Genomic DNA, 23529 nt, shown 5'->3' with positions numbered 1-23529 from the left:
AATTCTGTGGTTTTTCTTTATTCTTTTATAATAACGCCTGCAAACTTACCGTCAAATTCAATAATATGTGGTTTGTGGTTATTTTGTTCGCAATAATCTTTAAATGCAGCATTATCTCCCACATCATCGCTCATAAAAACGCCTCCTTTTCTCAATCTGTCCCATAAAATTTTATAAGCCCACATTCTTCCGTCATAGGTTTTATCACTGTCGTAATGCACCACATCGAAAGTGTTTTCTTTTTCAAAAATTTTCGGAAGAGATTCTTTATCTGCAAATCTGTAAAGATCCCAGTTGCTTTTGTATTTTTCAGGAATTACACATCCTACAAAATCTTCACTCTGGTTTTGCAAAATATAAGGCATATCTGAACTGTAAAGCGTTCCGTTTCTGGAAACCAAAGACGCTAAAGCAGCAAAAGAAGACCAGCCATAGGCTACTCCTGTTTCAATAGAACTTTTTGCATTTGCAAATTCGTTGATGTAATAAATAACACTTAAAGACCCTGCTCCACCCATTTTCACAGGTGCTTTTTCTTGCGCTTGCAGTGCATTTTCATATTCTTGAGGGAATTTTTTTTCAAAAGGAACAAAATTCATCTTTAAAATATTTTCTATAAAATCTTTCTCTGATATAGAGATGTTTTTACACCATTTTTCGGCTTCCTCTTTACCTCGTAAGCCAGATGAACGGTTGAATATATTTTTCCATATCTTACGTCTTAATTCAGGATATAGATCGGGACGCTTTAGATAGGCGACAAATGTGGTTGCAATTTCTGAAACTTTACTCATACAGTTATGTTTTGAGAGGTAAAAATACAAAAGAATTGCTCAAACAGTCTTATATTTGTTTCTTTAAGGATTAATTTTTTTTAAAATACACAAATGCCTCAAAAAATAAAGGTTTTGTTCCGTCATCGCTCCATGGAAATGGGAGGAGTTGAAAGGGTTCTTCTTGATCTGTTGGAAAACCTTCCAAGAGAGCTGTTTGACATTACTTTTTTTCTGACAATTGACCAGGGAGAACTTAGAAAAAGTATTCCTGAAGACATCGATCTTATCACTCTGCAAAAAGGGAGAGAAGATATGAGCAGCAATAAATTTATAAGAACCTTACAGCTTGTTAAAAGAAGTATAATTCTCGCTTTTTACCGTAATAATCCGAAAATATTATACCGTAAAATCATTAAAAAAGATTTTGATCTCGAAATTGCACCCACTTACGCTGAATTTGAGAATATTCTGTCAAGTCCTTTACAATCAAGAAAAATAGCATGGTTTCATACTGATGTAAGTTATGATCTCGACGAAAAAAGAGTTTTAAGCAGAATCAATGCACTCAAGAAATTTGATTGGGTGATTTTTGGTTCTAAACAAACCAGAGACGTTATTAAAGATTTATATCAGATTGAATATCCTAAAAGCTCTGTCATTTATAATTCTATAAAGATTGATGAAGTAAAGATAAAAGCATTAGAATTTCCTGTTGATTACGACACGACTCCTGTATTTTCGTCGATGGGAAGATTGCACAGCCGCAAAAACTACCATACTTTGATGAAAGTACACAAAAGACTTTTAGACGAAGGATTTCTTCATTCTATCGCAGTAATCGGAGGCGGTTCAGAAATGGAAAATTTACAAAAACAGGCAAAAGAATTAAAAGTAGAAAAAACCTTTCTTCTTCTTGACAGCCAGATCAATCCATATCCTTATATCAAAAATTCGGATTATTTTGTTTTACCTTCAGAATCCGAATCTTATCCTTTAACGATAGGTGAAGTAATGGGATTAAATATTCCAATTGTAAGTACAAACGTAGGCGGAATTCCCGAAATGATCGAACACGATTTTGACGGTTATCTTGTAGAACCAGACGAAAACTCTATTTATGAAGGAATGAAGTTATTCCTTACAAATAAAGATATTACAGAAAAATTTAAGAAAAACCTGATACAATCTGTAGAGAAATTTGATAATGAAAAAATTTACGATCAGGTAACTTCTGTTTTTCAAAAACAATATCAACTGAAAGAATGAAAAAACCATTAGTTACCATTCTTACGCCCACTTATAACCGAGCACATACTTTGCCTCGGGTTTTCGAATCTTTACAAAATCAGACTTTTAAAGATTTTGAATGGCTCGTCATCGATGATGGTTCCACCGATAAAACGAAAGAACTCGTTGAAGAATTTCAAAAAGTATCTGACTTTCAAATTCGGTATTATCATCAGGAAAACCAGCATAAATTTTTAACTTTTTTCCGAGGAATTGATCTTGCAGAAGGCAAATATTTTTCACCTTTAGATTCTGATGATGCACTGCCAAAAGATTCTATGGAAATTCTTGTCAACACTTGGGAAAGCATCAACGACAGTCAAAATATTGTTTTTGTATCGACACTTTGTGAAGATCAGTTTGGAAATATTGTAGGAGATCACTTCCCTGAATCACCATTAATCTGTACCATTTTTGATATGCGATACAAATATAAAATCAAAGGTGATAAATGGGGAATGGGAAAAACGGATATTTATAAAAAAATGAAGCTGAATTTTGAAAATCTTTCAGGAAAAGGCTTTATTCCTGAAGGAGTTTTCCAGTTTCAGTTTGATAAACTAGGGTTTCATTACTGCATTAATGAAGTAACGAGAATTTATTTCCGGGATAAAGATGATGAGCAATCGCTCGCCAATCAGTTCTATGATAAAAAAAATGCATTTGGGCTTGCAGAAAATTACAAAGCATTTCTGAATACTTACAGCTCAAAAATTTGGAGCAATCCTGTTACCATTTTTAGAAATTTGGGCGGTTATTTGAAATTTGCAGCACTGGATAAGAGAAATTTTGGAAAAACAATATCTGAGCTGAATTCTTTACCCGTTAAAATAATTACAGCACTGCTCTACCCTTTTTCAAAATTAATTTAATCTAAAAATCAAAAGAATATACATTAAAATAAATGCCTCAAAAAAAGAAAATCCTCATTCGTATTGGTTCACTTCGTCATGGTGGTGCAGAAAAAGTCTTGGTTACTTTTCTGAAAAATCTTCCGCAGAATCATTATGAGATCGATTTGCTTTTAAATTTATATTCCGGGAAATATGTAAACGAAGTTCCCGACTGGATTAATATCATTTATCTGAACAAAGGTGAAATGATCACCACCAACAGAATTCAGGATATTCCGAAAAAGGCGACCAGAGTCATTTATCAGAACGCATTGAAAAAATTCCCTACTCTTCTTTATAACGGAAAATTAAAAGGAAAAAAATACGATATCGAGTTTGCAGCGATTCACGGAATGCGGGATGAAATTCTTAATTCTCCGCTTCAATCTTCAAAAAAAATAGTCTGGATTCATAATGATCTTTCCCAAGTGAAAGAATACACCGAAACAGAAATAAAAAAATTCTTCGGTTTTGATAAAATCATGGTGATTTCAGAGAAAATAGAAACACTTTTTCTTGAATTAGCCGAAAATGAAACTCAGAAACAGAAAATCGTTAAAATCTACAATCCTTTAGACACAGAAGAAATTTTGTCTAAAGCAGAACAAGTCGTCAATGATTATGAGTTTGATCAGAAAGTTCCAACCTTTATTTCTGTAGGAACCGTATTTCCGCAAAAAGGGTTTGACAGGCTTTTGAGAGTGCATAAAAAACTTTTAGACGAAGGTTTTAAACACAAAATTCTGATTGTCGGCGACGGATATGATTTTGAGAATATCAAAAAACTAAAAACCGAACTCAATCTTGATGAAACTGCAACAATGTTAGGTTTTACAGACAATCCGTATCCATATTTCAAAAATGCAGATTTTTATATTTTAAGCTCAAGATATGAAGGTTTCCCAACCGTTTTGTTTGAGGCGATTACTTTAAAAAAGAAAATTATTGCAACAGAAGTTTCCGGCGTTAAAGAAATGTTGAATAACGGAGAATTGGGCTTAATTGTTGAAAATTCTGAAGAAGGAATTTATTCAGGAATGAAGAAAGCGCTGTCGAATTCTGAGTATTTTGAAAAATATACCGATAGGCTAAAAAATTACGAAATGCCTTTTAATCTTGAGAACTCTGTGCAGAAAATCATTTCTATTCTTGACGAAATGTAGATTAATTTTTATTGATTTTAGCTTTAAGACCATTTAGATTTTTTAAATTTGTTATATGGCAGACTACTCTACTATACAGAAAGATTTCTACCGGGAAAGCGGAAAATGGCTTTCTAGTTTCAAAATTTTGGCAAAATGCGTTAATCCAAATTTGCATTTTATTTATGTTCTACGGAAAACTCAAAAGTATAGTAAGACCCCTGTTTTAGGACTTTATTGGAGAATTGTTTTAAGACATTTCCAAATTAAATATGGTTTTCAGATTTACCCTGAAACTCAGATTGGGGAAGGTTTTTATCTCGGACATTGGGGAAGCTTGGTGATTAACCCAAAAACGATAATAGGAAAAAACTGCAATATTGCTCAAGGTGTAACCATCGGACAGCAAAACAGAGGGAAAAACGAAGGTTGTCCCGTCATTGGCGATGAGGTTTGGATCGGTCCGAATGCTGTGATTGTTGGAAAAATAAATATTGGTAAAAATGTTTTGATAGCTCCGAATGCCTATGTAAATTTTGATGTTCCAGACAATTCGGTGGTTTCGGGCAATCCTGCAAAGATTTATCCGAACGAAAATGCAACGGAAGGATATATTAATAACAGGATTTAAACCTGAATTTTATCATATTTTTAAGTGTATTAAACTTTGTTAAAAATGATAGATAATTCTACAAAATTAATATTTTTGCATAATTATTGATTCAGTCTATTGAATTTGAAAATAATTTAAACGAAATAAATAATTATACTTTTTAAAATTTAATTAATGAAGAATTCGTACGAAGTTATTTTTGAGAACAACAGAAAATGGGTAGAATCTAAAGTAGCAGACAATCCCAACTTCTTTGAGGATCTTGCAAAAACTCAGAATCCTGAATACCTTTACATAGGATGTTCAGATAGCAGAGCAACGGCAGAAGAACTTATGGGAGCAAAACCGGGAGAAGTTTTTGTCCACAGAAATATTGCAAATGTTGTAAATACATTAGACATGAGCTCCACCGCTGTTATACAGTACGCCGTAGAGCACTTGAAGGTAAAACACATTATCATTTGCGGACATTACAATTGCGGAGGTGTAAAAGCAGCGATGACTCCTCAAGATTTGGGACTTTTAAATCCTTGGCTGAGAAATATTCGTGATGTTTACAGATTGCATCAAGCAGAGCTAGATTCTATCGAAGATGAGAGTAAACGTTATGACAGGCTTGTAGAACTGAACGTTCAAGAGCAATGTATAAACGTAATTAAAATGGCCTGTGTGCAGAAAAGGTATATTTTAGAAGAATATCCTATTGTTCACGGCTGGGTTTTTGACCTAAGAACAGGTAAAATTATTGATCTTGAAATTGATTTTGAGAAAACCTTAAAAGACATTCAGAAGATTTATAATCTTACAGGCTCAGATTGGGTTATGAGCAGAAAGACGAAATAATCTTTCTTTAAAAAATTGAGTGAATGAAATTCTGGAGTATTATTACATTACTGTTTATCCTAAACTTCACAGCCTTGCCGAGCATCGCTGCGATTTGTGGCTGGAAAATACAGAGAACCAATGTAATTTTAAACGAAGAAGAAACACACTCGCATTATTCATCATTTACGGTGTACGAAAAGACTTTACCAAAGACTTTAAACGTACATGATTTTCTAAAGTTTTTCGAGCCTGATCTCGAGCGCAAATCTTTTGTGCTGGTTGATGATTCCTTTCATCTATCACCATTTCTTACCATATTTTCTCCACCTCCGGAAGCTTAGTTGAAATACATTCGCAAATATTCATATCAGATTTGATGTTGAATAAATGCCTCTTTTTAAATTAATTTCAATTTTATCGCCGATGATTTTGGTTAAATATTTTATTTAATTAAGATGAATCGGTTACACTAAGTATTTTTCGCTGTCATGAAAAAATCAAATTCATTATTTGGAGGAATTAAGGAGAATTTCCCTTCAGGCCTCGTTGTATTTTTAGTAGCTCTCCCTTTATGTTTAGGGATTGCTTTAGCATCTGGTGCACCACCATTATCTGGTATTATTGCTGGTATTGTAGGAGGTTTAGTCGTTGGAGCAATCAGTAATTCGAATATTTCGGTTTCAGGACCAGCTGCAGGTCTTACTGCAATTGTTTTAACTGCAATTACAGATCTTGGAGCTTTCGAACTATTCCTTTGTGCCGGAATTATCGCCGGATTGATACAGTTGGTTTTAGGCTTCATCAGAGCAGGTAGTATTTCCAATTATTTTCCAAATAATGTGATTGAGGGAATGCTTGCTGCTATTGGAATTATTATCATTATCAAACAAATTCCGCATGCTTTAGGATTCGATAAAGATTATGAAGGAAATGAAACTTTATTTTCTAACGGAATCAACTTCAATTATTTCACAGAATTAATGGGTGCAATACATCCGGGAGCGGTTATTGTTACATTGGTTTCTGTAGGATTACTTTTAGCATGGGATAAGATTCCTGTTTTAAAAAGAATGAAAATGTTACCCGGTGCACTAGTTGCTGTTGTGGTAGGAATTTTATTAAATGAACTATTTAAATTATCAGGAAGCTCTTTAGCAATTGGTACAGAGCATTTGGTTTCTTTACCAGTTCCTCAAAGTCTTGATGATTTTAAAAACCTGATCATACTTCCAGATTTCAATGGTTTCACAAATCCTAAGGTTTGGATTGTAGGAGCAACAATTGCTATTGTAGCATCTATTGAAACGCTACTTTGTATTGAGGCTTCAGACCGATTAGATGTTCAGAGAAGAATTACCGATACCAATTTAGAATTAAAAGCTCAGGGAATTGGTAATCTTATAAGTTCATTTATTGGCGGATTGCCAATGACATCTGTAGTGGTAAGAAGTTCGGCAAATGCAAATGCAGGAGCAACTTCTAAAGTATCTGCGATGATTCACGGAGTTTTACTACTGGTTTGTGTATTATCTATTCCTTTTATTTTAAATTTGATTCCTTTATCAACTCTTGCTGCAGTTTTACTTTTGGTAGGATATAAATTGGCAAAACCAGCTACATTCAAACATTTCTGGCATTTAGGAAAATTCCAGTTTATACCATTTGTAGCGACTGTAATAGCTATTGTAGCTACAGATTTGCTGAAAGGTGTAGGAATTGGTTTGGCAATCTCTGTTTTCTATATTTTGCAAGGAAACATGAAGCGTGCTTATTATTTGAGCCGAGAAAAACTTAGCGATGCGGACGGTATTAAGATAAAATTGGCAGAAGAAGTATCTTTCCTGAATAAAGCTGCTATTAAAAAGACATTAAAAAACATAAAATCAAATTCTACGGTAACGATTGATGCGAGAGGAACATCATATATCGCAACAGATGTACTTGAAATGATTCAGGATTTCTCTAACATCAGAGCGAAAGAAGAAGACATTAATGTGGAACTATTAGGCTTCAAAACTTCGTACAAAGACTACGAGACCGATGAAGACTCTCACATCGTCATTACCCATAAAAGAGCAATGTAAGCTCAAAAAAATATTTAACTTTAATAATTCAAAAAATAAACAAATTATATGAAAGCACATACATCAGAAACCCAGTCTACCATTACTCCTGAAAAAGCATTAAACTTTTTAAAGGAAGGAAACCAAAGATTTGTAAATAACCTAAAGGCAAACAGAGATCTTTTGGAGCAAGTGAATGCTACGCGTGAAGGACAGTGGCCTTTCGCAGTAGTTTTGAGCTGTATCGACAGTCGTACTTCTGCAGAATTAATCTTTGATCAAGGATTAGGAGATGTTTTCAGTATCAGAATAGCAGGAAATTTTGTAAATCAGGATATTCTTGGATCTATGGAATTTGGCTGTAATGTAGCAGGCTCTAAGCTGGTTGTTGTTTTAGGACACACAAAATGTGGAGCTCTTAAAGGCGGACTAGATGCTGCTAAAATCGAAGGAATGGGAATGGATAACCTGAATCATTTAATTGGTCATTTCGATCCTATCATTAAAACAATCATCAAGGATGGTGAAGAGCGTTCTTCTGCTAATGCAGATCTTTTGGAAAGACTGAATCAGCATAACGTAAAAAATGCGATTGAAGAAATCCGTAAACAAAGTTCTACTTTGAAAAACCTTGAAGAGGAGGGCAAAATTAAAATAGTTGGAGCTAACTATGATGTTGAAACCGGAACGGTAACTTGGTTATAATAAAACATTCATCTTTCATTTAATAATTCGGGCGGAAGCTTTGCTTCCGCCCGAATCTGTTTTTTATTTTCCGTTAAAAGCAGACATCGTATTATTGATTCCTGCAAAAACAAAAGACAGACAGGCTTTTGAAAATTTTTCTATTCTTTCAGGAAGTTTTTCACGTTCTTCTTCATTCCAGGTTCCCAAAACATAATCAACCTGTTTTCCTTCAGAAAATTCGGCAGAAATACCAAAACGTAGCCTTGCATAATTCTGAGTCTGCAAAACCTCCTGAATATTTTTAAGTCCGTTGTGTCCTGCATCAGAACCTTTCATTTTCATTCTTAATGTTCCAAAAGGCAAAGCCAGATCATCGGTAACAATCATTACATTTTCTAAAGGAATATTTTCTTTCTGCATCCAATATTTTACGGCATTTCCAGAAAGATTCATATAAGTATCGGGTTTTAGAACCAAAACTTTTCTTCCTTTATATTTTCCTTCAGCCATCCAACCAAAATTAGTGGTATTGAATGATGCTTCTAAAGTTTCTGCAATTTTTTCAGCAACTTTAAAACCTATATTGTGACGTGTATTTTCGTATTCAGGGCCTTTATTTCCAAGACCGGCAATTAAATATTTCATGAGAAATTTTTTGCAAAATTAAGGGTTCTAAAATAAAAAACTCAACCCTAAAAAGGATTGAGTTTAAATATTTTTAAATATTGTAATAATTACAAAGGTTTGTAGAAATAATTGATTCCAAATCCTTGAGTCATATAAGTCTGTGGATCATATCTGTAATTGGTAGAAACTACAATCGGTGTAGGAACCGGCTGCGTCATATCTGTCACAGCAGCTCTTTTAGGACTGTTTGGTGACAATATTAAACTTCTGTCGTCATTAATATTTGTAGAAATAAGCACAGAAACTTTATATTCGAATGGCAACAAAGTATATCCGCTGATATAAGAATCGTAGCTGCTAAAATCAAATTTATAGTTTTGTACAGCAGGTTCAAAAACAGTCCCCGTTAATTTACCTACTTCTTTAGTTACTGAAGAAACGTTATCTCCTAAATAACTGTAAGTAGCTTTGGTATAATCTGTGTAAACAAATGGAGTAACATCATCACCTTTTTTCATCACAATAGAAGCTAATTTTGATGTTGTAGAGCTATACGTTAGATTATACATCGATTTTGTTTTTGCAAAAACAGCATAAGGACCCGGAGTTGTAGAAGGAGGCACAGGAGCAGCTCTTCTAAATATTGTTCTGTTTTCAGAGATCAATGTTAATTTACCTAAATTACCGTAAGTATATTGCTGAGTATAAGAAACACTGTCTGTATCTATTGTACCGTCACTATCTAAATCTAAAAAACCATTAAATGTTATTTTACTGATTTTATCACCACTCCATTCTACATTCGTTAAAGAAGCTTTTTCTGTAATAACGCTAGAAAGAAGCAAACCATTATACTGATACTGTGCAATTAAGCCAAAATCTGTTACCTCTCTTGATAAAGCTCTTGGACCATTCAAACCAGTATTGTCATTCAAATCCAAAAGTGGATTCCCTTCTTCGTCAGTCAAATCTTTACAAGAATGTATTGAAGAAAAACCTGCTATTAGCAAAATAAAATAGAAAAGTCTTTTCATTATGTAATGGGATTATTTATTTTTCCACAAATATAATTTTTTTTTGTATAAAAATCATCTTTTAATTAATATTCTAGCAAAACTAATAATAGAAAACTCATTATAAAGCCTTATAAATATACTTCTGAGTCTGAGACTGAGCTGAAACCGGATAATTCTGTGTATCATATAAATAGGAATATGTTCCAGAAATTACCGGAGCCGGAGATGGAAATGCAAGACTAAAGTCTATAAGGTTATTAGCCGATAATGTTGAAAAATTAGTAGGATGTAGTAAGCTCCACATCACAAAAAATGTTTTAGGTAACGTCGTATAAGGATTTATTTTTGTGTCATAAGAAGAGAAATTATATGTGTAGGTTATCACTGTAGACATATCAGGAACACCTGTATCACTTGTTATTCCGTTTTCTGTTACAAGCTTTGTAATATTGTCTCCTGTATTGGTAAGGTTATAGTTAATAAAATGAGTGTAAGTAGAGCCCATTTTTTTCTTTTCCGCAATCTTTGTCATTTTCCCGGAAGTATCATAAGTATAAGTATATTCCATGTTAAAATGTGGCGTAGTTCCCAACATTGTATTACAAGTTGTATAATTAATTTTCCCACCTGAATCATAAGTAATATTATAATCGTACGACAAACCATTCGTAGGAACAGCTCCGTTAACTTCCTGCGTAAACTTCACTCTTGTAATCTTTCCTAAAGTGTATGTCGTTGTTGCGACTAAGAAAGAATTAGGGGCGCTATCTTCTTTAAAAATTGCCTTATCAAGAACATTTCCAGTAGTTACAAATTCGTGATTCGTCACATTATTGACAACAACTTTATGCAAAATTCGAGGTCCAGTAATTGTGGGTGTACTTCCACCACTGCTTCCCGGATTATTGGGATTATTAAGTGTATTATTAATGGGATCTGCAGTTGTGTTATCGCATGAAAACATGAAGCCAAGAAGTAAGACCGATAAGCCTTTGAATAAATTTTTAATCATGATTTGTTTATTATTAATCTCAAAAATAGAAATTATTTTCAACAACAAAAGATTTATTTTAAAAATTTAATAAAAAAAGACCTAAAACAACTTTTAGATCTTTTATAAATTAAGGAAATAGCTAATTAAATTCCTAAAATCGATTTCAGCAAAACATTTACCTCATCTACATTTTTCACCTTATCTTTTCGCATCATCAGATTATTTCCATCTTTGCCAGCCTTCTCTTTCAATTGAGCTTGCGCAGGGTTTTGCGTTAAGTAAGATATAATATGCCTGAATTTATCGGTCTGATAAAACTTATCTTGCGGGTTACTTGGAAAATATCCTAAGAAAATTCCGTTTTTCATTACAATTTTTTCGAACCCAATTTCGGCAGCCAACCATTTCAGAGCAACACTTTTCAGTAAGTTAACAGCTTCACTTGGCAGATTTCCAAAACGGTCTTTCAGTTCAGCTTCAAATTTCTGCAGATCTTTTTCGTTATCTATTTCGGCTAATTTTTGATAAAGCAGCAATCTTTCTTCGGTACTGGAAACATAAAAATCCGGAAGCATCAGTTCCAAATCGGTATCAATATTTACTTCTTTTACCGATTTGAAAAGTTTATTTCTGTCTTCTTCATTTTCAAAAAGATTTTCAAAATTTTCATCATCTTTCAATTCTTCAAGCGCTTCCTGCATCATTTTTTGATAGGTTTCGAATCCCATTTCATTGATAAATCCGCTTTGTTCACCACCCAATAAATCTCCTGCACCACGAATTTCCAAATCTTTCATCGCAATCTGAAAACCACTTCCCAAATCTGAAAACTGCTCAATCGCTTCCAGCCTTTTTCTTGCATCAGAAGTCATCATATCAAATGGCGGCGTAATCAGGTAACAAAATGCTTTTCTATTGCTTCGCCCAACCCTTCCTCTCATTTGGTGAAGATCTGCCATTCCAAAACGTTGCGCATCGTTAATGAAAATCGTATTCGCATTCGGAACATCTACTCCACTTTCAATAATCGTGGTTGCTACCAAAACATCATACTTTCCATCCATAAAATCCAGGACATTCTGTTCCATTTGTTTCCCTTCCATTTGTCCGTGTGCAGTAATGACTCTTGCATCGGGAACCAATCTTTGAATCAAACCTGCAATATCTTTCAGATTTTCGATTCTGTTATTGATGAAATAAACCTGTCCGTCACGTTGCAATTCATAAGAAACCGCATCACGAATAACTTCTTCGCTAAATCCAATAATATTTGTATCAACTGGTTGTCTGTTTGGCGGTGGCGTTTTGATCACCGAAAGATCTCGTGCAGCCATCAGAGAAAATTGTAAAGTTCTCGGAATCGGAGTCGCAGTCAATGTTAAGGTATCAACATTGGTTTTCATCGTTTTCAGTTTATCTTTTACAGAAACTCCAAATTTATGCTCTTCATCAATAATTAATAAACCTAAATTTTTAAATTTCACTTTATCGGCAGCCAACTGGTGCGTCCCAATAACGATGTCCACTTTCCCATCTTCTAATCCCTGTAAAGTTTCAGATTTTTGTTTCGCTGTTCTGAAACGGTTTAAGTAAGAAATAGTCACCGGAAAATCTTTCAACCTTTCCTTGAAACTTCTGTAATGTTGAAAAGCCAGAATGGTAGTCGGAACCAAAATCGCAACTTGTTTGCCGTCTGTAGCAGCTTTAAAAGCGGCACGAATGGCAACTTCTGTTTTTCCGAAACCAACGTCACCACAAATCAAACGATCCATCACTCCTTCATCTTCCATATCTTTTTTCACATCAAGAGTCGCTTTTTCCTGATCTGGCGTGTCTTCATAAGCAAAACTTGCCTCCAACTCATTTTGAAGATAAGAATCTGGCGAATACTGGAATCCTTTTGCGGTTTTTCTTTCCGCATATAATTTAATCAAATCGAAAGCAATTTGCTTAACTCTCGCTTTTGTTTTTTGTTTTAATGATTTCCATGCAGGGGAACCAAGCTTGCTCAGAACAATCTCTTTTCCATCCGGACCGTTGTATTTTGAAATTTTATGAAGTGAATGAATACTTACATATAATAAATCTCCATTTTTATAAGTGAGTTTAAAACATTCCTGAATTTTCCCGTCATTGTTTACTTTTACCAATCCCATAAATTTTCCGATCCCGTGATCGATATGGGCGATAAAATCTCCAACTTTCAGCGACATTAAATCTTTCAGTGTTAACTGCTCAGATTTGGCGAATGTATTTTTAGCTTTATATCTTTGATAACGGTCAAAAATTTGGTGATCGGTGTAGACCAGAATTTTGTGATCGGGATCCACAAAACCTTCATGCAATTCAGATTTAAAGCTTTTAAAAGCCAACTGATGACCCAGTTCTTCAAAAATGGATTCTAATCTTTCTTTTTGTTTTTCAGTAGAAAAAGAGATCCAGATATCAAAACCCTCTTCTTTTTTCTCCTGTAAATCTTCAATCAATAACTGAAAATTCTTATGAAACGAAGGTTGTGCAGTTTGATTAAGCTTTACTTCTTGAGATTTTATGCTTTCAATTCCAACACTGCTGAAATCAACGGTTTTAAATTTTTTATAATCAAATAAAAACTCTTCATCAGAGATAAAAAGCTCCTGTGGAGTACGGTGTGCAATATCTTTATTTAAATCTTCATACTTTACCAAAGATTTTTCGTAAAACGTCCTAAGTTTTTGAAGACCAACAATTCCATTTTTAGAAATAACAAAACTTTCTTTAGGCAAAATTTCAAGAAAAGAAACTCTTGTTCCCGAAACCGAAAAATTCATATTTGAAACCAACTGAAAACCGTCTACTTTATCAACAGAAAGTTGGGTTTCGATGTCAAACGTTTTAATATTCTCCACTTCATTTCCGAAGAAAGTAATACGATAAGGTTTTTCATTGGAGTAAGAAAATACATCGACAATTCCGCCACGAACGGAAAATTCTCCCGGCTCAGAAACAAAATCTGTTTGATTGAACTGATAATGATTCAGCAATTCATCCACAAAATCAAAATCGAGCTGATCGCCAGTTTTAATGTTATGAGAAATCGCCTTAAAATCTTCTTTCTTCAAAACTTTTTCAGACAAAGCTCCCACGTAAGCCACAATAACTTTTGGAGATTTTTCTGAATTTATTTTATTTAAAACCTCAGTTCTCAATACCAAATTGGCATTCTGAGTTTTCTCAACCTGATAAGGCTCCATGTGCGTTGCCGGAAAATAAAGTACACTTTCTTTTCCCAGCAAATCTTCCATTTCACTGTTAATGTATAATGCTTCCTCTTTGTCATCTGAAAGAAAAAGAACCGTTTTTTTGTGAGTAAGGAAGAGCTCGGCTGCAAAAACAGAAGCTGAAGAACCTGCACTTCCTCTTACAGAAAGATGCGGCTGAGTATCAATTTGTGAGAAAATTTCTTTTCCAAATTCATTTTTAAGCAAATCGGGAAGAAATTTTTCGCTGATATTTTTTAACTGCATAAATAATGTAGGTATAAACGACAAAATCGATTTCGGGGTTTTCCGAAATCGTTAATCTTGCCTAACAAAGATACACAAAATGAAAAACATTTAATTTGAATAAAACACAATAATTTAGCAGCTATTTAAAATATTTCCCATCGATATGACTATTATTTTATAAATTTACATCCATCAAATTTTAAAAACTAATAATATGCTAAAAAAACTATCCTTTATTGGGCTTCTCCTTGCCTATTTTTCAGGAAACGCACAAAGTAATTTCGAATTCCAAAGAACTTGGGGAACCTATTTCGGACCAGTTGGTGGAAGATCATGGTCATCAACATTTCAAGGCAAGCAACTGTTTTTTGATACTCAAAATAATATTTATACTAAAGGTTTAATTGTTCCTATCGTAAGCTACGGGACATCGTATTATCAGCAATTCAGTATGGGTGTTGGTCAAAATTTCTATCTTGGCAATAACTATTCTTATACAAATGTCACTTCAAAATTTAACAGTTCGGGAAATATGCTTTCGTATGAATATAATCAGCTTCATTACGGTGTTCCCGGAAGTTACACTAAAGAATTGATGTTTATTGATCAGCAAAACAATAAATATTTTCAATATCAGCACAATTCAAATACACCACCAATTACAGTAAGCGCAGGAGCCTGGATGACCACAAACTCTCAATATCTTTTAGCCAAATATGACGCAAACGATAATTTAATCTGGTCAACTTATATGCCTTCATTGGGGAGAGTGATCACCGATCCTTCAGGAAATGTTTACATTTCAGGAACTACATACAGCGCACAAGATGTGGGTACACCCGGTGTTTTTCAAGAAAACTATCAAGACATTACAGTCAACGGAAGTCCTTATCCAAATGGTTTCTTAGTAAAATTAGATGCAAACGGACAAAGAGTATGGGGAACTTATTATCCGGGTTACGCTTCAATTATTCATTATCATAACAATGCTTTATACATCGGCATTGGTCAGGAACCTTCATCAAATCAAATTCCCTTAACAACACCGAATGCTTTTCAAACTACAAAATCTCATTTTGCGCTTTTAAAAATGAACGCAAATAATGGCACCAGAGAATGGGGAACTTACTATGGTTATCCTACAGGGTTTAGTTCTATCAGAAAATTTGAAGTAAACGAAACTGGTATTTATATTTTAGGAGACGAAACTTTCATCAACAACAGCACTACAAACAGCCCTAATTATTATGGAACAGCAGGAAGTCATCAACCACAAATGTCTGGTGAATCTGATCTTTTCTTAACAAAATTTAGTCATTCCGGTGAAAGACTTTGGAGTACTTATGTAGGAGGCAACGGCAGAGAAACTACCCAGTCATCTCAACAACCTCTCGCAGTTTCGGGCGACAATATTTACATTTGTGGTCTTATTTGGAGAATCAGCAACAATATTGCTACTCCAAATGTGTATCAACAAAATCCCGGTCAAAATGTAAACACATCAACCAACCGATTTTTTTCAAAATTCAATTCAGACGGAATTTTACAATGGTCATCTTACTACGGTGGAACCAGCCAAAATGGGAATGAGCCTATTAATATTGCGATAAACAATAACTCTCTTTATCTTTATGGTGAAACCACTTCTACCACAGGATTTTCAACTCCGGGAAGTTGGCAACCTCAATATGTAGATCCCAATCCGTCTGCGGTAGCTGAAAAAAATGTGACTTTCTTAGCAAAATTTGATGTTAAAAATCTGGACACACAAGAACTAACAAAGATTTCTGAAATAAAACTATACAACAATCCGAACAACGGTAATTTTACAATAAGCGGAGACCTATTTAAAAAAGAAGAACATAGAATAATCATTTTTGATCTTTCCGGAAAGTTGATACACAGAGAAGATATCGGCAAAACAGCCAATGGCGAACATCATTTTTCTCTTGAAAATAAGCTTACTACAGGAAATTACATGGTGAATATTACTTCAAAATCAGGTAACTTAATTAGAAATTTCAAAATGTCTGTCAAGAAATAAATCCTTTAAAAAAGCGAAAAACTCCTATTTCATAATATTTTCCTTATAAGGTTTAAAAAAAGTTAAAATTTTTAATCATTTTGCTCACGGCATAATCTTTGGAAAATTAAACAGCATAAACCAAAAAATAAAATATTATGAAAAATGCATTCAAAATTCTGGGGGCTTTAATGCTTCTGTTTACCTTCATGTCGATTTCCTCGTGTAGTAAAGATGATGATCCGGCAGACAATGATTTTTTCGCAGGAACCTATAAAGGAAGCATTGGTTACAAAGATAACGATAATGATATCGCGACAGATAATGGCGAAGTTTTCGTAACGAAAATCGCAAGCGGAACTAAATATAACTTTAGATTTTCTAACGGAATTCCTGACCTTAACGGATTAGAATTTCAAAAACAAGGTGACAATACTTTAGTAATGGTAAATTCAACCGCATTAGTTTATGTAAGAATTGATAACAACGAACTTAAAATGCTTTATACCGCAGATGGCAAAACATGGAGAGCCAACTGTATGAGATAAGACAATAACTATTCATTCATATGTTGCCCGTTTCCAAATTTGGAGGCGGGCTTTTTTATTCTTTCGAATTAATTTCAATTTAATAATTAATAAAGTTTAGTTAAGATTCAATAAAAATATTTTTCTATTTAGTTTTTTTATAAATTTACTATACTAAAAATCAAGCAAATGAAAAAAATTCTTACTGCAATGTCTATCATCTTAGGATTAGGATTTGCAAGCGCTCAACAAGTTGCTCCTGCAACTAAAACAGCTGTAAAAACAACGACTACAAAAGCTGTACAACCTGTAAAAGCGACTGAAGCCAAAATGGCAAAGCCAGCTCAAAAGTTGAAAAAAGACGGTACACCCGATAAACGATACAAAGAAAATCAGAAACTAAAAAAAGACGGAACTCCTGATAAAAGATATAAAGTAAACAAATAAAAAAAGGCAGATAGCTGTCATTCATAATCAAATTTTCAATAAGCCGATGCCTAGATCATCGGTTTTTTTATTTTTAAATTTTAAAATATTCTTTGAATTCTATACTTATTTATAAATTTGAACCATGTTAAACTTTCTAAAGAAAAATGCAGCGTTGATTTGGGCAAAAAAGCATGTTCAAAAAGCAGAAGAATTCAAGAAAAATGCGGAAAAGAATCAGGAAGAATTATTGTTTTCTCTTCTAAACACAGCTAAAAAAACTCTTTTTGGAAGAACATACGATTTTGAAAACATTAAATCTGTAAAAGATTTTCAGGAAAAAGTTCCCGTTGCAGATTATGAAGATCTGAAGCCTTACATCGAAAAAGTAAAACGCGGACAAAAAGATATTCTGTGGATAGAAACTCCCGAATATTTTGCGAAAACTTCCGGCACAACTTCCGGCTCAAAATATATCCCGATTTCTAAAGAAGGAATGCCTTTTCAGGTGAAAGGAGCTCAGAGCGCACTTTTCCATTATATTGCTAAAAAAAATAACGCTGATTTTGTAGGCGGAAAAATGATTTTCCTGCAGGGAAGCCCTGAATTGGAAGAAGTTTTTGGAGTAAAAACCGGCAGACTTTCAGGAATTGTAGCGCATCACATCCCCAATTATCTTCAGAAAAACCGTCTACCAAGCTGGGAAACCAATATGATGGAAGACTGGGAAGCCAAAGTAGATAAAATCGTTGAGGAAACCGAGAAAGAAAACATGACTTTGATCTCGGGAATTCCGCCTTGGCTGATTATGTATTTTGAAAAACTGATTGAGAAAAACGGAAAAAAAATCAAGCAGATTTTTCCTAATCTTCAACTCATCGTTACAGGTGGCGTAAATTACGAACCTTACCGCGAGAAAATGGAAGAACTTTTAGGCGGAAAAGTAGATATTGTACAGACGTTTCCGGCTTCGGAAGGTTTTTTTGCATTTCAGGATGATTACACCAAAGAAGGTTTATTGCTTTTAACCAATCACGGAATTTTTTACGAATTCATTCCTTTAGAACAATACGGAAAACCCAATGCTCAAAGATTAACTTTAAAAGATATTGAGCTTAATAAAGACTATGCTTTAATTTTAACAACCAATTCCGGTTTATGGGCGTATTCTATAGGCGATGTCGTGAGGTTTATTGATAAAAATCCGCACAGAATTTTGGTAAGCGGAAGAACAAAACATTTCACTTCAGCTTTTGGCGAACACGTTATTGCTTTTGAAGTGGAAGAAGCGATAAAAGCCACAGTAGAAAAATTTCCGGCGCAGATTACAGAATTTCATTTGGCTCCGGAAGTAAATCCGGAAGAAGGTTTACCTTATCACGAGTGGTTTATTGAGTTTGAAAAAGAGCCTGAAAATCTAGATGTATTTAAAAATGAACTGGATGATCAGTTGAGAAAACGCAATACTTATTATGATGATTTGATTTCAGGAAACATTCTGCAGAAACTCCATATCTCTAAGCTTCAAAAAAATGCTTTTCAGGAATATGCAAAATCTGAAGGAAAATTGGGCGGACAAAATAAAATACCAAGATTAGCAAACGATAGAAAAATTGCAGATTTATTAAAAATTTATAAAAATAAGACACCATAAAAATCACATTCTATGAAAAGAATCTTGTTCCTTTTAGTCGTTATTTCATTTACATCTTGTAGCTCGCTAAAATACAGCGCTACAAAAAATCCTGACAATTATAAAAATATAAAGGCTGGGAATAAATATACTTTTCATCAAGAAGACGGAAGTAAAATCCCAATGACTATCACATCAATTTCTAAAGATAGCATCATCGGAATCAGAAAAAAAGAAAGAATTTCTATTTCAAAAAACAATATTACGGAAATAAGAAAGGACAGAACCGCAGTCGCCGTGGTTGCCACAGCCGGAGGAATTGCCGCCGCTACTGTACTTGTTATAGGTATAAAAAATGCGACTGATGATATACAAGATGTTGCAACAGCGTTTGGAACAGGTTTAATTAATTAACAAAAAATAATCTTTCAAATATAAAATTTCTTCATTTTCTACTTTAATATTACAAAAAATATAAGATTTTCCCCTTTAATGAAAACGTATATTCAAAAAAAATTATAAATTTGAAAAACTAAAAAATTATAATGAAAGCATCTGTACTTTTAAAATCATCATTATTAACGTCTTTATTTGTAATCTCATCTTGTGCAACTACAAAGTACAGCGAAGATATTGCACAAAACAATTACTCTAACCTTGAAGCGGGTAAAATCTACATCGTTACTCACAAAGACGGAACTAAAAAACAGAAATTTTTATTCCGTAACATTGATGGAGACAACATTATCGGTACCGCAGGAAAAAAAGACAGTACAGAAATAATCATCCCTAAATCTAATGTTGCTGCTGTAAAAGACAGATCTAAAGCAAGAGTTGCTGGAGGCGCTGTTGTAATTGGTGCTGCCGCTGCTGCTGCCATTGTAGTAGGTTCTTTGAGAGCTGACTAAAATAGACAATATCTTTCAGAAGGTATTTTATTTATCTTTTGAAAACTGAAAATATCGATGGCCTTAAATGAATATTTAGGGCTATTTTTGTGGAATGATTTCTTTATTACCGCTCAAAACATTACAAAATGTAGAATTCAGAAATCTTCTTACGGGAAGATTTTTTATTGTTTTAGCCTTCAGAATGCTCGCTACTTTACTCGGATGGTGGGTTTATCAATTAACTAAAGATCCTTTTTCTATCGGACTTATCGGGTTATCTGAGGTAATTCCCGCAGTAAGTTGCGCTTTGTATGCTGGTCATGTGATCGATATGAACGAAAAGAAAAGACTTCTCCTGATCTGCAATTACGTCTACGTTTTCCTCATCAGTTTATTAATGATTCCAGCATTTTTTGATGTGGAACTTCATTTTACAGGTCACGAAATCACCTATTTCATTTACGGCGTTATTTTCTTTACCGGAATCGCAAGAGCTTTTATCGGACCAATTGTTCCATCAATGATTCCTAAAATCGTAAAGAAAGTCAACCTTCCGAATGCAATTACTTTAAACCAAGCCACATTTTTGGTTTCTTCAGTTTGCGGCCATGCAATTGGTGGGTTTTTAATTGGTTTTTTTGGCGTAAAGTGGACTTTAGTGGTTATTGTTTCGCTTTTACTGGTTGCTTCTCTGTTTTTCTGGCAACTGAATCAACAATTTTCTGAGCATAAAAAGGAAGAAATCAAAGTCATGGAAAGTATGCGCGAAGGAATTGCTTATATTTTTAAAACTAAAGAAATCTTAGGAGCACTTTGTCTTGATATGTTTGCAGTGCTTTTTGGAGGTGCCGTTGCGATGATTCCAGTCTTTGCTACAGATATTTTAAAATCGGGTGCGGAAGGTTTCGGATTGCTTAATGCTGCTTCAGATATTGGTTCGATGATTATTATTACTACATTATCTTTAGTTCCTTTAAGAAAAAATCAGGGTAAAATTCTATTGGCTGTTGTAGCAGGTTTCGGAATGTGCATTATCGGATTCGGATTATCTCATTACTATTGGCTTTCCTTTATGTTTTTAGTTCTAAGCGGAATGCTGGATGGGATTTCCGTTGTCATCCGTGGAACTATTGTACAATTGAAAACACCAGATCACATCCGAGGAAGAGTCTTAAGCGTGAACTCAATTTTCATCATGTCGAGCAATGAAATGGGGCAGTTTGAGAGCGGATTAATGGCTAAACTTTTAGGTGTGGTGCGGTCTGTAATTTTTGGAGGAAGCATGACAGTACTCATTGCATTAATTGTAGGAAGTACCAACTCTAAATTGAGAAAAATGCAATATTAAACGTATTCTATCGTTATACTCTGATATATAATAAAAACTTTAATGAAAAAATAATAATTTCTTTATATTTGTATTAACAAATTTTTCGAAAATGAAAAAAACTCTACTTATTTTTTTAATGATTATTTCCCAGATGATCTTTGCACAATCAAGCTCTGATTGTGGCGGAACAGTTCAGGTCTGTGGAAATACACCTATTTCTTTTACTCCCACCGGTCCCGGTGATATCAGGGAAGATTTAGGAGGATGTATGACAACTGATGAGCACTTTTCTATTTGGTACACTTTTACCGTTGCTACATCAGGAACTCTAACGTTTATGATTGTACCCAACACAATGTCTAATGATTACGATTGGGCATTATACGGTCCAGATGTATCGTGTGGTAGTTTAGGAACACCTATAAGATGTAATTATTCAGGAACCTCTGGTCTTACTGGATTAAATTTTACCAACACGAATACTTCATCAGATGCTACAGGATCTCCTTTTTGTTCGTTTCTGAATGTTGTAGCTGGTCAAACCTACTATATTGTTGTAGATAATTTCTCACAATCTGCTAGTGGATTTGTACTAAACTGGGGTGGAACAGCAACATTAGTATCGCCGTTTACTTCAGCATTCCAGCCAAACCCATTCATTCCGCCAGGAAGTCCGGCTGCAAACCCTACCGCACCTAATGAAGTAATTGTTTGTACTGAACCTCCTGTATTTAATTTCAGCACATTATCTGCCGGAATTATCAATGGTAACCCTAATTTCATAGTTTCATATTATAAGAATTCTAATGATGCGATCAGTGGAAACAACCCTATTTTAGGATCTATTCCTGTAAACACAACAGATACTTACTATTATGTAATTACTTATTCCGATCCGAGTGCGCCTGGTGGAGCCATCAGTAGGTGTAGAATGCCAGGAACATTTAAATTTGTACAACGTGCCATAAATGTAGTTGACGCCACCTTAACAAGTTGCAACAACAACAATGCAGGAACGGCAATGTATGATTTAACTACAGCCAACGTAATTAATGACCCCACGGTTATTAAGAAATACTACCCTTCACTTGTTGATTTAAACAATGGAACTGGTGAAATTACAAATCCTTACCAATATGTATCTGCAGCAGGATCTGTTTTTGTTTTGGTTACTTCACAATTTGGATGTACAGATATAGGAGAAATTAAATTAAATTTTTATCCTGAGATTATTGTAACCGAAGCTACTTTAAGAGCTTGTTCTATCGAAACAAATCCATCAACAGGATTGTTTAACCTTACGACAGCAATCGTAAATGGGCAAGCGAACATGACCAAGAAGTACTACCCTTCAATGGCAGATGCAGTAAACCAAACCAACGAAATACTAACTCCGGCAACTCACATTGCTCCTACGGGATACGCATATGTAAGAGTTTCTAATGCTAACGGTTGTTATAATGTAGCAAAAGTAAACTTAATTGTTATTCCACCTGTTTACTCAACCGTTCTGGTAGATAAAATTATCTGCGCAGAAGGCAAGACAACTTTAGATGCAGGCACTGGATTTGATGGTTACGAATGGAGCACAGGCGCAACCACTCAAACCATTTCAAACGTTGGAGTTGGAACTTATTGGGTAAAATTAAAGACGGGAGACTGTACCGTAAAACAAACTGTAAAAGTTTATGCTTCAGAACTACCTGTTATTTCTAATATTGACATTTCAAACAACACAATTACTGTACACGTAATTGGTGGAACACCGCCTTATAAATACTCAATTGATAATATAAATTGGCAAGACTCTAATGTTTTCACCAATTTATCAAGAGGAGATTATACTATTTTCGTTAAAGACAATTACAATTGCGAACCTATTCAGGTAAATGTAGTTGTACCAAATATTACAAATGTGATTACTCCAAATGGAGATGGTATGAATGATGTAATTGACTACTCTGCGTTATCTGGAAAACAAAACTTAGTCCTTAGTATTTTTGATAGATATGGAGCAAAAATCTATCAAGCTGATAAAACAAATGGATATAAGTGGGATGGTACAGCCAACGGAGGCAAGAAAGCTCCAACAGGAAATTACTGGTATTCAGTAACCTGGAATGAAAATAATAAACAAAGTACACCTATTAAATTCTCTGGATGGGTATTATTGAAAAACAGAGAATAAAATAAAAATTAAATTGAAAAATCCGCTTTTTGAGCGGATTTTTCAATTTTAAATGATATATCGTATAATTAATTAAATTTTTGTTAAATTTGTGATTAAAA

Annotated in this window: 21 protein-coding genes; 16 read left to right on the top strand and 5 right to left on the bottom strand. The window is 34.1% G+C overall.

The annotated features are described in order from the left end of the window. Positions 1–17: 17 nt before the first annotated feature. Positions 18–794: a class I SAM-dependent methyltransferase gene (locus tag OEW74_RS05210; RefSeq protein ID WP_265427497.1), complete on the bottom strand. Its 777-nt coding sequence runs from the start codon at positions 792–794 to the stop codon at positions 18–20. 93 nt (positions 795–887) lie between these two features. Here OEW74_RS05210 and OEW74_RS05205 point away from each other — a divergent pair, with 93 nt between their 5' ends. From OEW74_RS05205 to OEW74_RS05170, 8 genes are all read left to right on the top strand, one after another. Beyond that, positions 888–2042, top strand: coding sequence for a glycosyltransferase (locus OEW74_RS05205; protein WP_265427496.1), 1155 nt, complete (start codon positions 888–890; stop codon positions 2040–2042). Beyond that, a complete protein-coding gene (locus tag OEW74_RS05200; protein WP_265427495.1) occupies positions 2039–2935 on the top strand; it encodes a glycosyltransferase family A protein in 897 nt (298 codons plus the stop codon). The genes OEW74_RS05205 and OEW74_RS05200 overlap by 4 nt, the downstream gene beginning before the upstream one ends. Before the next feature lie 32 nt (positions 2936–2967). After that, the gene (locus OEW74_RS05195) at positions 2968–4119 is read left to right on the top strand and encodes a glycosyltransferase (protein ID WP_265427494.1); all 1152 of its coding nucleotides are present in this window, start codon (positions 2968–2970) and stop codon (positions 4117–4119) included. A 55-nt stretch (positions 4120–4174) separates the two neighbouring features. Then, positions 4175–4729, top strand: a complete 555-nt coding sequence (locus tag OEW74_RS05190; RefSeq protein ID WP_265427493.1) for a serine acetyltransferase — start codon at positions 4175–4177, stop codon at positions 4727–4729. Between the two features lie 156 nt (positions 4730–4885). Then, complete coding sequence (locus tag OEW74_RS05185; RefSeq protein WP_265427492.1) at positions 4886–5554, top strand: carbonic anhydrase; 669 nt, start codon at positions 4886–4888, stop codon at positions 5552–5554. A 23-nt stretch (positions 5555–5577) separates the two neighbouring features. Beyond that, entirely contained in the window at positions 5578–5877 is a 300-nt protein-coding gene (locus OEW74_RS05180; RefSeq protein ID WP_265427491.1) for a hypothetical protein, read from the top strand. 147 nt (positions 5878–6024) lie between these two features. Beyond that, the gene (locus tag OEW74_RS05175; RefSeq protein WP_265427490.1) at positions 6025–7620 is read left to right on the top strand and encodes a SulP family inorganic anion transporter; all 1596 of its coding nucleotides are present in this window, start codon (positions 6025–6027) and stop codon (positions 7618–7620) included. Positions 7621–7668: 48 nt separating this feature from the next. Next, on the top strand, positions 7669–8304 hold the full coding sequence (locus tag OEW74_RS05170; protein ID WP_265427489.1) for a carbonic anhydrase: 636 nt from the start codon (positions 7669–7671) through the stop codon (positions 8302–8304). 63 nt (positions 8305–8367) lie between these two features. On the opposite strand, the gene pth is transcribed toward OEW74_RS05170, so the two are convergent. The 4 genes from pth to mfd all read right to left on the bottom strand — a co-directional run bounded on the left by pth (position 8368) and on the right by mfd (position 14429). Next, positions 8368–8931: an aminoacyl-tRNA hydrolase gene (gene pth / locus OEW74_RS05165; protein ID WP_265427488.1), complete on the bottom strand. Its 564-nt coding sequence runs from the start codon at positions 8929–8931 to the stop codon at positions 8368–8370. An 89-nt stretch (positions 8932–9020) separates the two neighbouring features. Next, positions 9021–9947, bottom strand: coding sequence for a hypothetical protein (locus tag OEW74_RS05160; RefSeq protein WP_265427487.1), 927 nt, complete (start codon positions 9945–9947; stop codon positions 9021–9023). Positions 9948–10047: 100 nt separating this feature from the next. Then, positions 10048–10941, bottom strand: coding sequence for a hypothetical protein (locus tag OEW74_RS05155; protein WP_265427486.1), 894 nt, complete (start codon positions 10939–10941; stop codon positions 10048–10050). Positions 10942–11066: 125 nt separating this feature from the next. Continuing rightward, positions 11067–14429 carry a transcription-repair coupling factor gene (gene mfd, locus OEW74_RS05150; RefSeq protein WP_265427485.1) on the bottom strand — a complete coding sequence of 1121 codons (3363 nt, stop codon included), beginning with the start codon at positions 14427–14429 and terminating at the stop codon, positions 11067–11069. Positions 14430–14625: 196 nt separating this feature from the next. Here mfd and OEW74_RS05145 point away from each other — a divergent pair, with 196 nt between their 5' ends. The 8 genes from OEW74_RS05145 (at position 14626) to OEW74_RS05110 (ending at position 23428) form a co-directional block, all read left to right on the top strand. Continuing rightward, positions 14626–16455: a T9SS type A sorting domain-containing protein gene (locus OEW74_RS05145; RefSeq protein WP_265427484.1), complete on the top strand. Its 1830-nt coding sequence runs from the start codon at positions 14626–14628 to the stop codon at positions 16453–16455. A gap of 137 nt (positions 16456–16592) precedes the next feature. Further along, complete coding sequence (locus tag OEW74_RS05140; RefSeq protein WP_265427483.1) at positions 16593–16982, top strand: hypothetical protein; 390 nt, start codon at positions 16593–16595, stop codon at positions 16980–16982. Positions 16983–17150: 168 nt separating this feature from the next. Continuing rightward, complete coding sequence (locus OEW74_RS05135; RefSeq protein WP_265427482.1) at positions 17151–17408, top strand: hypothetical protein; 258 nt, start codon at positions 17151–17153, stop codon at positions 17406–17408. 124 nt (positions 17409–17532) lie between these two features. Continuing rightward, positions 17533–19041, top strand: coding sequence for a GH3 auxin-responsive promoter family protein (locus OEW74_RS05130; RefSeq protein WP_265427481.1), 1509 nt, complete (start codon positions 17533–17535; stop codon positions 19039–19041). Positions 19042–19053: 12 nt separating this feature from the next. Next, a complete protein-coding gene (locus OEW74_RS05125; protein WP_265427480.1) occupies positions 19054–19434 on the top strand; it encodes a hypothetical protein in 381 nt (126 codons plus the stop codon). 131 nt (positions 19435–19565) lie between these two features. Next, positions 19566–19928 carry a hypothetical protein gene (locus tag OEW74_RS05120; protein WP_265427479.1) on the top strand — a complete coding sequence of 121 codons (363 nt, stop codon included), beginning with the start codon at positions 19566–19568 and terminating at the stop codon, positions 19926–19928. A 94-nt stretch (positions 19929–20022) separates the two neighbouring features. Further along, positions 20023–21258: an MFS transporter gene (locus OEW74_RS05115; RefSeq protein ID WP_265427478.1), complete on the top strand. Its 1236-nt coding sequence runs from the start codon at positions 20023–20025 to the stop codon at positions 21256–21258. Positions 21259–21349: 91 nt separating this feature from the next. Then, complete coding sequence (locus tag OEW74_RS05110) at positions 21350–23428, top strand: T9SS type B sorting domain-containing protein (RefSeq protein WP_265427477.1); 2079 nt, start codon at positions 21350–21352, stop codon at positions 23426–23428. Positions 23429–23529: the final 101 nt, after the last annotated feature.

Source organism: Chryseobacterium sp. YIM B08800 (genome assembly GCF_026163565.1).
In the GTDB taxonomy this organism is placed as follows: Bacteria; Bacteroidota; Bacteroidia; order Flavobacteriales; family Weeksellaceae; genus Chryseobacterium.
Note: the sequence above shows the minus strand (reverse complement) of the source record. Positions and strands in the feature narration are given on the sequence as shown.

Excerpts from the sequence above, each read along its gene's own strand:
- mfd (WP_265427485.1), bottom strand. The coding sequence starts at position 14,429 with ATGCAGTTAAAAAATATCAGCGAAAAATTTCTTCCCGATTTGCTTAAA.
- OEW74_RS05185 (WP_265427492.1), top strand. The coding sequence starts at position 4,886 with ATGAAGAATTCGTACGAAGTTATTTTTGAGAACAACAGAAAATGGGTA.
- OEW74_RS05170 (WP_265427489.1), top strand. The coding sequence starts at position 7,669 with ATGAAAGCACATACATCAGAAACCCAGTCTACCATTACTCCTGAAAAA.
- OEW74_RS05135 (WP_265427482.1), top strand. The coding sequence starts at position 17,151 with ATGAAAAAAATTCTTACTGCAATGTCTATCATCTTAGGATTAGGATTT.
- OEW74_RS05155 (WP_265427486.1), bottom strand. The coding sequence starts at position 10,941 with ATGATTAAAAATTTATTCAAAGGCTTATCGGTCTTACTTCTTGGCTTC.
- OEW74_RS05110 (WP_265427477.1), top strand. The coding sequence starts at position 21,350 with ATGAAAAAAACTCTACTTATTTTTTTAATGATTATTTCCCAGATGATC.
- OEW74_RS05200 (WP_265427495.1), top strand. The coding sequence starts at position 2,039 with ATGAAAAAACCATTAGTTACCATTCTTACGCCCACTTATAACCGAGCA.
- OEW74_RS05190 (WP_265427493.1), top strand. The coding sequence starts at position 4,175 with ATGGCAGACTACTCTACTATACAGAAAGATTTCTACCGGGAAAGCGGA.
- OEW74_RS05130 (WP_265427481.1), top strand. The coding sequence starts at position 17,533 with ATGTTAAACTTTCTAAAGAAAAATGCAGCGTTGATTTGGGCAAAAAAG.
- OEW74_RS05120 (WP_265427479.1), top strand. The coding sequence starts at position 19,566 with ATGAAAGCATCTGTACTTTTAAAATCATCATTATTAACGTCTTTATTT.
- OEW74_RS05205 (WP_265427496.1), top strand. The coding sequence starts at position 888 with ATGCCTCAAAAAATAAAGGTTTTGTTCCGTCATCGCTCCATGGAAATG.
- OEW74_RS05160 (WP_265427487.1), bottom strand. The coding sequence starts at position 9,947 with ATGAAAAGACTTTTCTATTTTATTTTGCTAATAGCAGGTTTTTCTTCA.
- pth (WP_265427488.1), bottom strand. The coding sequence starts at position 8,931 with ATGAAATATTTAATTGCCGGTCTTGGAAATAAAGGCCCTGAATACGAA.
- OEW74_RS05125 (WP_265427480.1), top strand. The coding sequence starts at position 19,054 with ATGAAAAGAATCTTGTTCCTTTTAGTCGTTATTTCATTTACATCTTGT.
- OEW74_RS05175 (WP_265427490.1), top strand. The coding sequence starts at position 6,025 with ATGAAAAAATCAAATTCATTATTTGGAGGAATTAAGGAGAATTTCCCT.
- OEW74_RS05195 (WP_265427494.1), top strand. The coding sequence starts at position 2,968 with ATGCCTCAAAAAAAGAAAATCCTCATTCGTATTGGTTCACTTCGTCAT.
- OEW74_RS05180 (WP_265427491.1), top strand. The coding sequence starts at position 5,578 with ATGAAATTCTGGAGTATTATTACATTACTGTTTATCCTAAACTTCACA.
- OEW74_RS05145 (WP_265427484.1), top strand. The coding sequence starts at position 14,626 with ATGCTAAAAAAACTATCCTTTATTGGGCTTCTCCTTGCCTATTTTTCA.
- OEW74_RS05140 (WP_265427483.1), top strand. The coding sequence starts at position 16,593 with ATGAAAAATGCATTCAAAATTCTGGGGGCTTTAATGCTTCTGTTTACC.
- OEW74_RS05115 (WP_265427478.1), top strand. The coding sequence starts at position 20,023 with ATGATTTCTTTATTACCGCTCAAAACATTACAAAATGTAGAATTCAGA.
- OEW74_RS05210 (WP_265427497.1), bottom strand. The coding sequence starts at position 794 with ATGAGTAAAGTTTCAGAAATTGCAACCACATTTGTCGCCTATCTAAAG.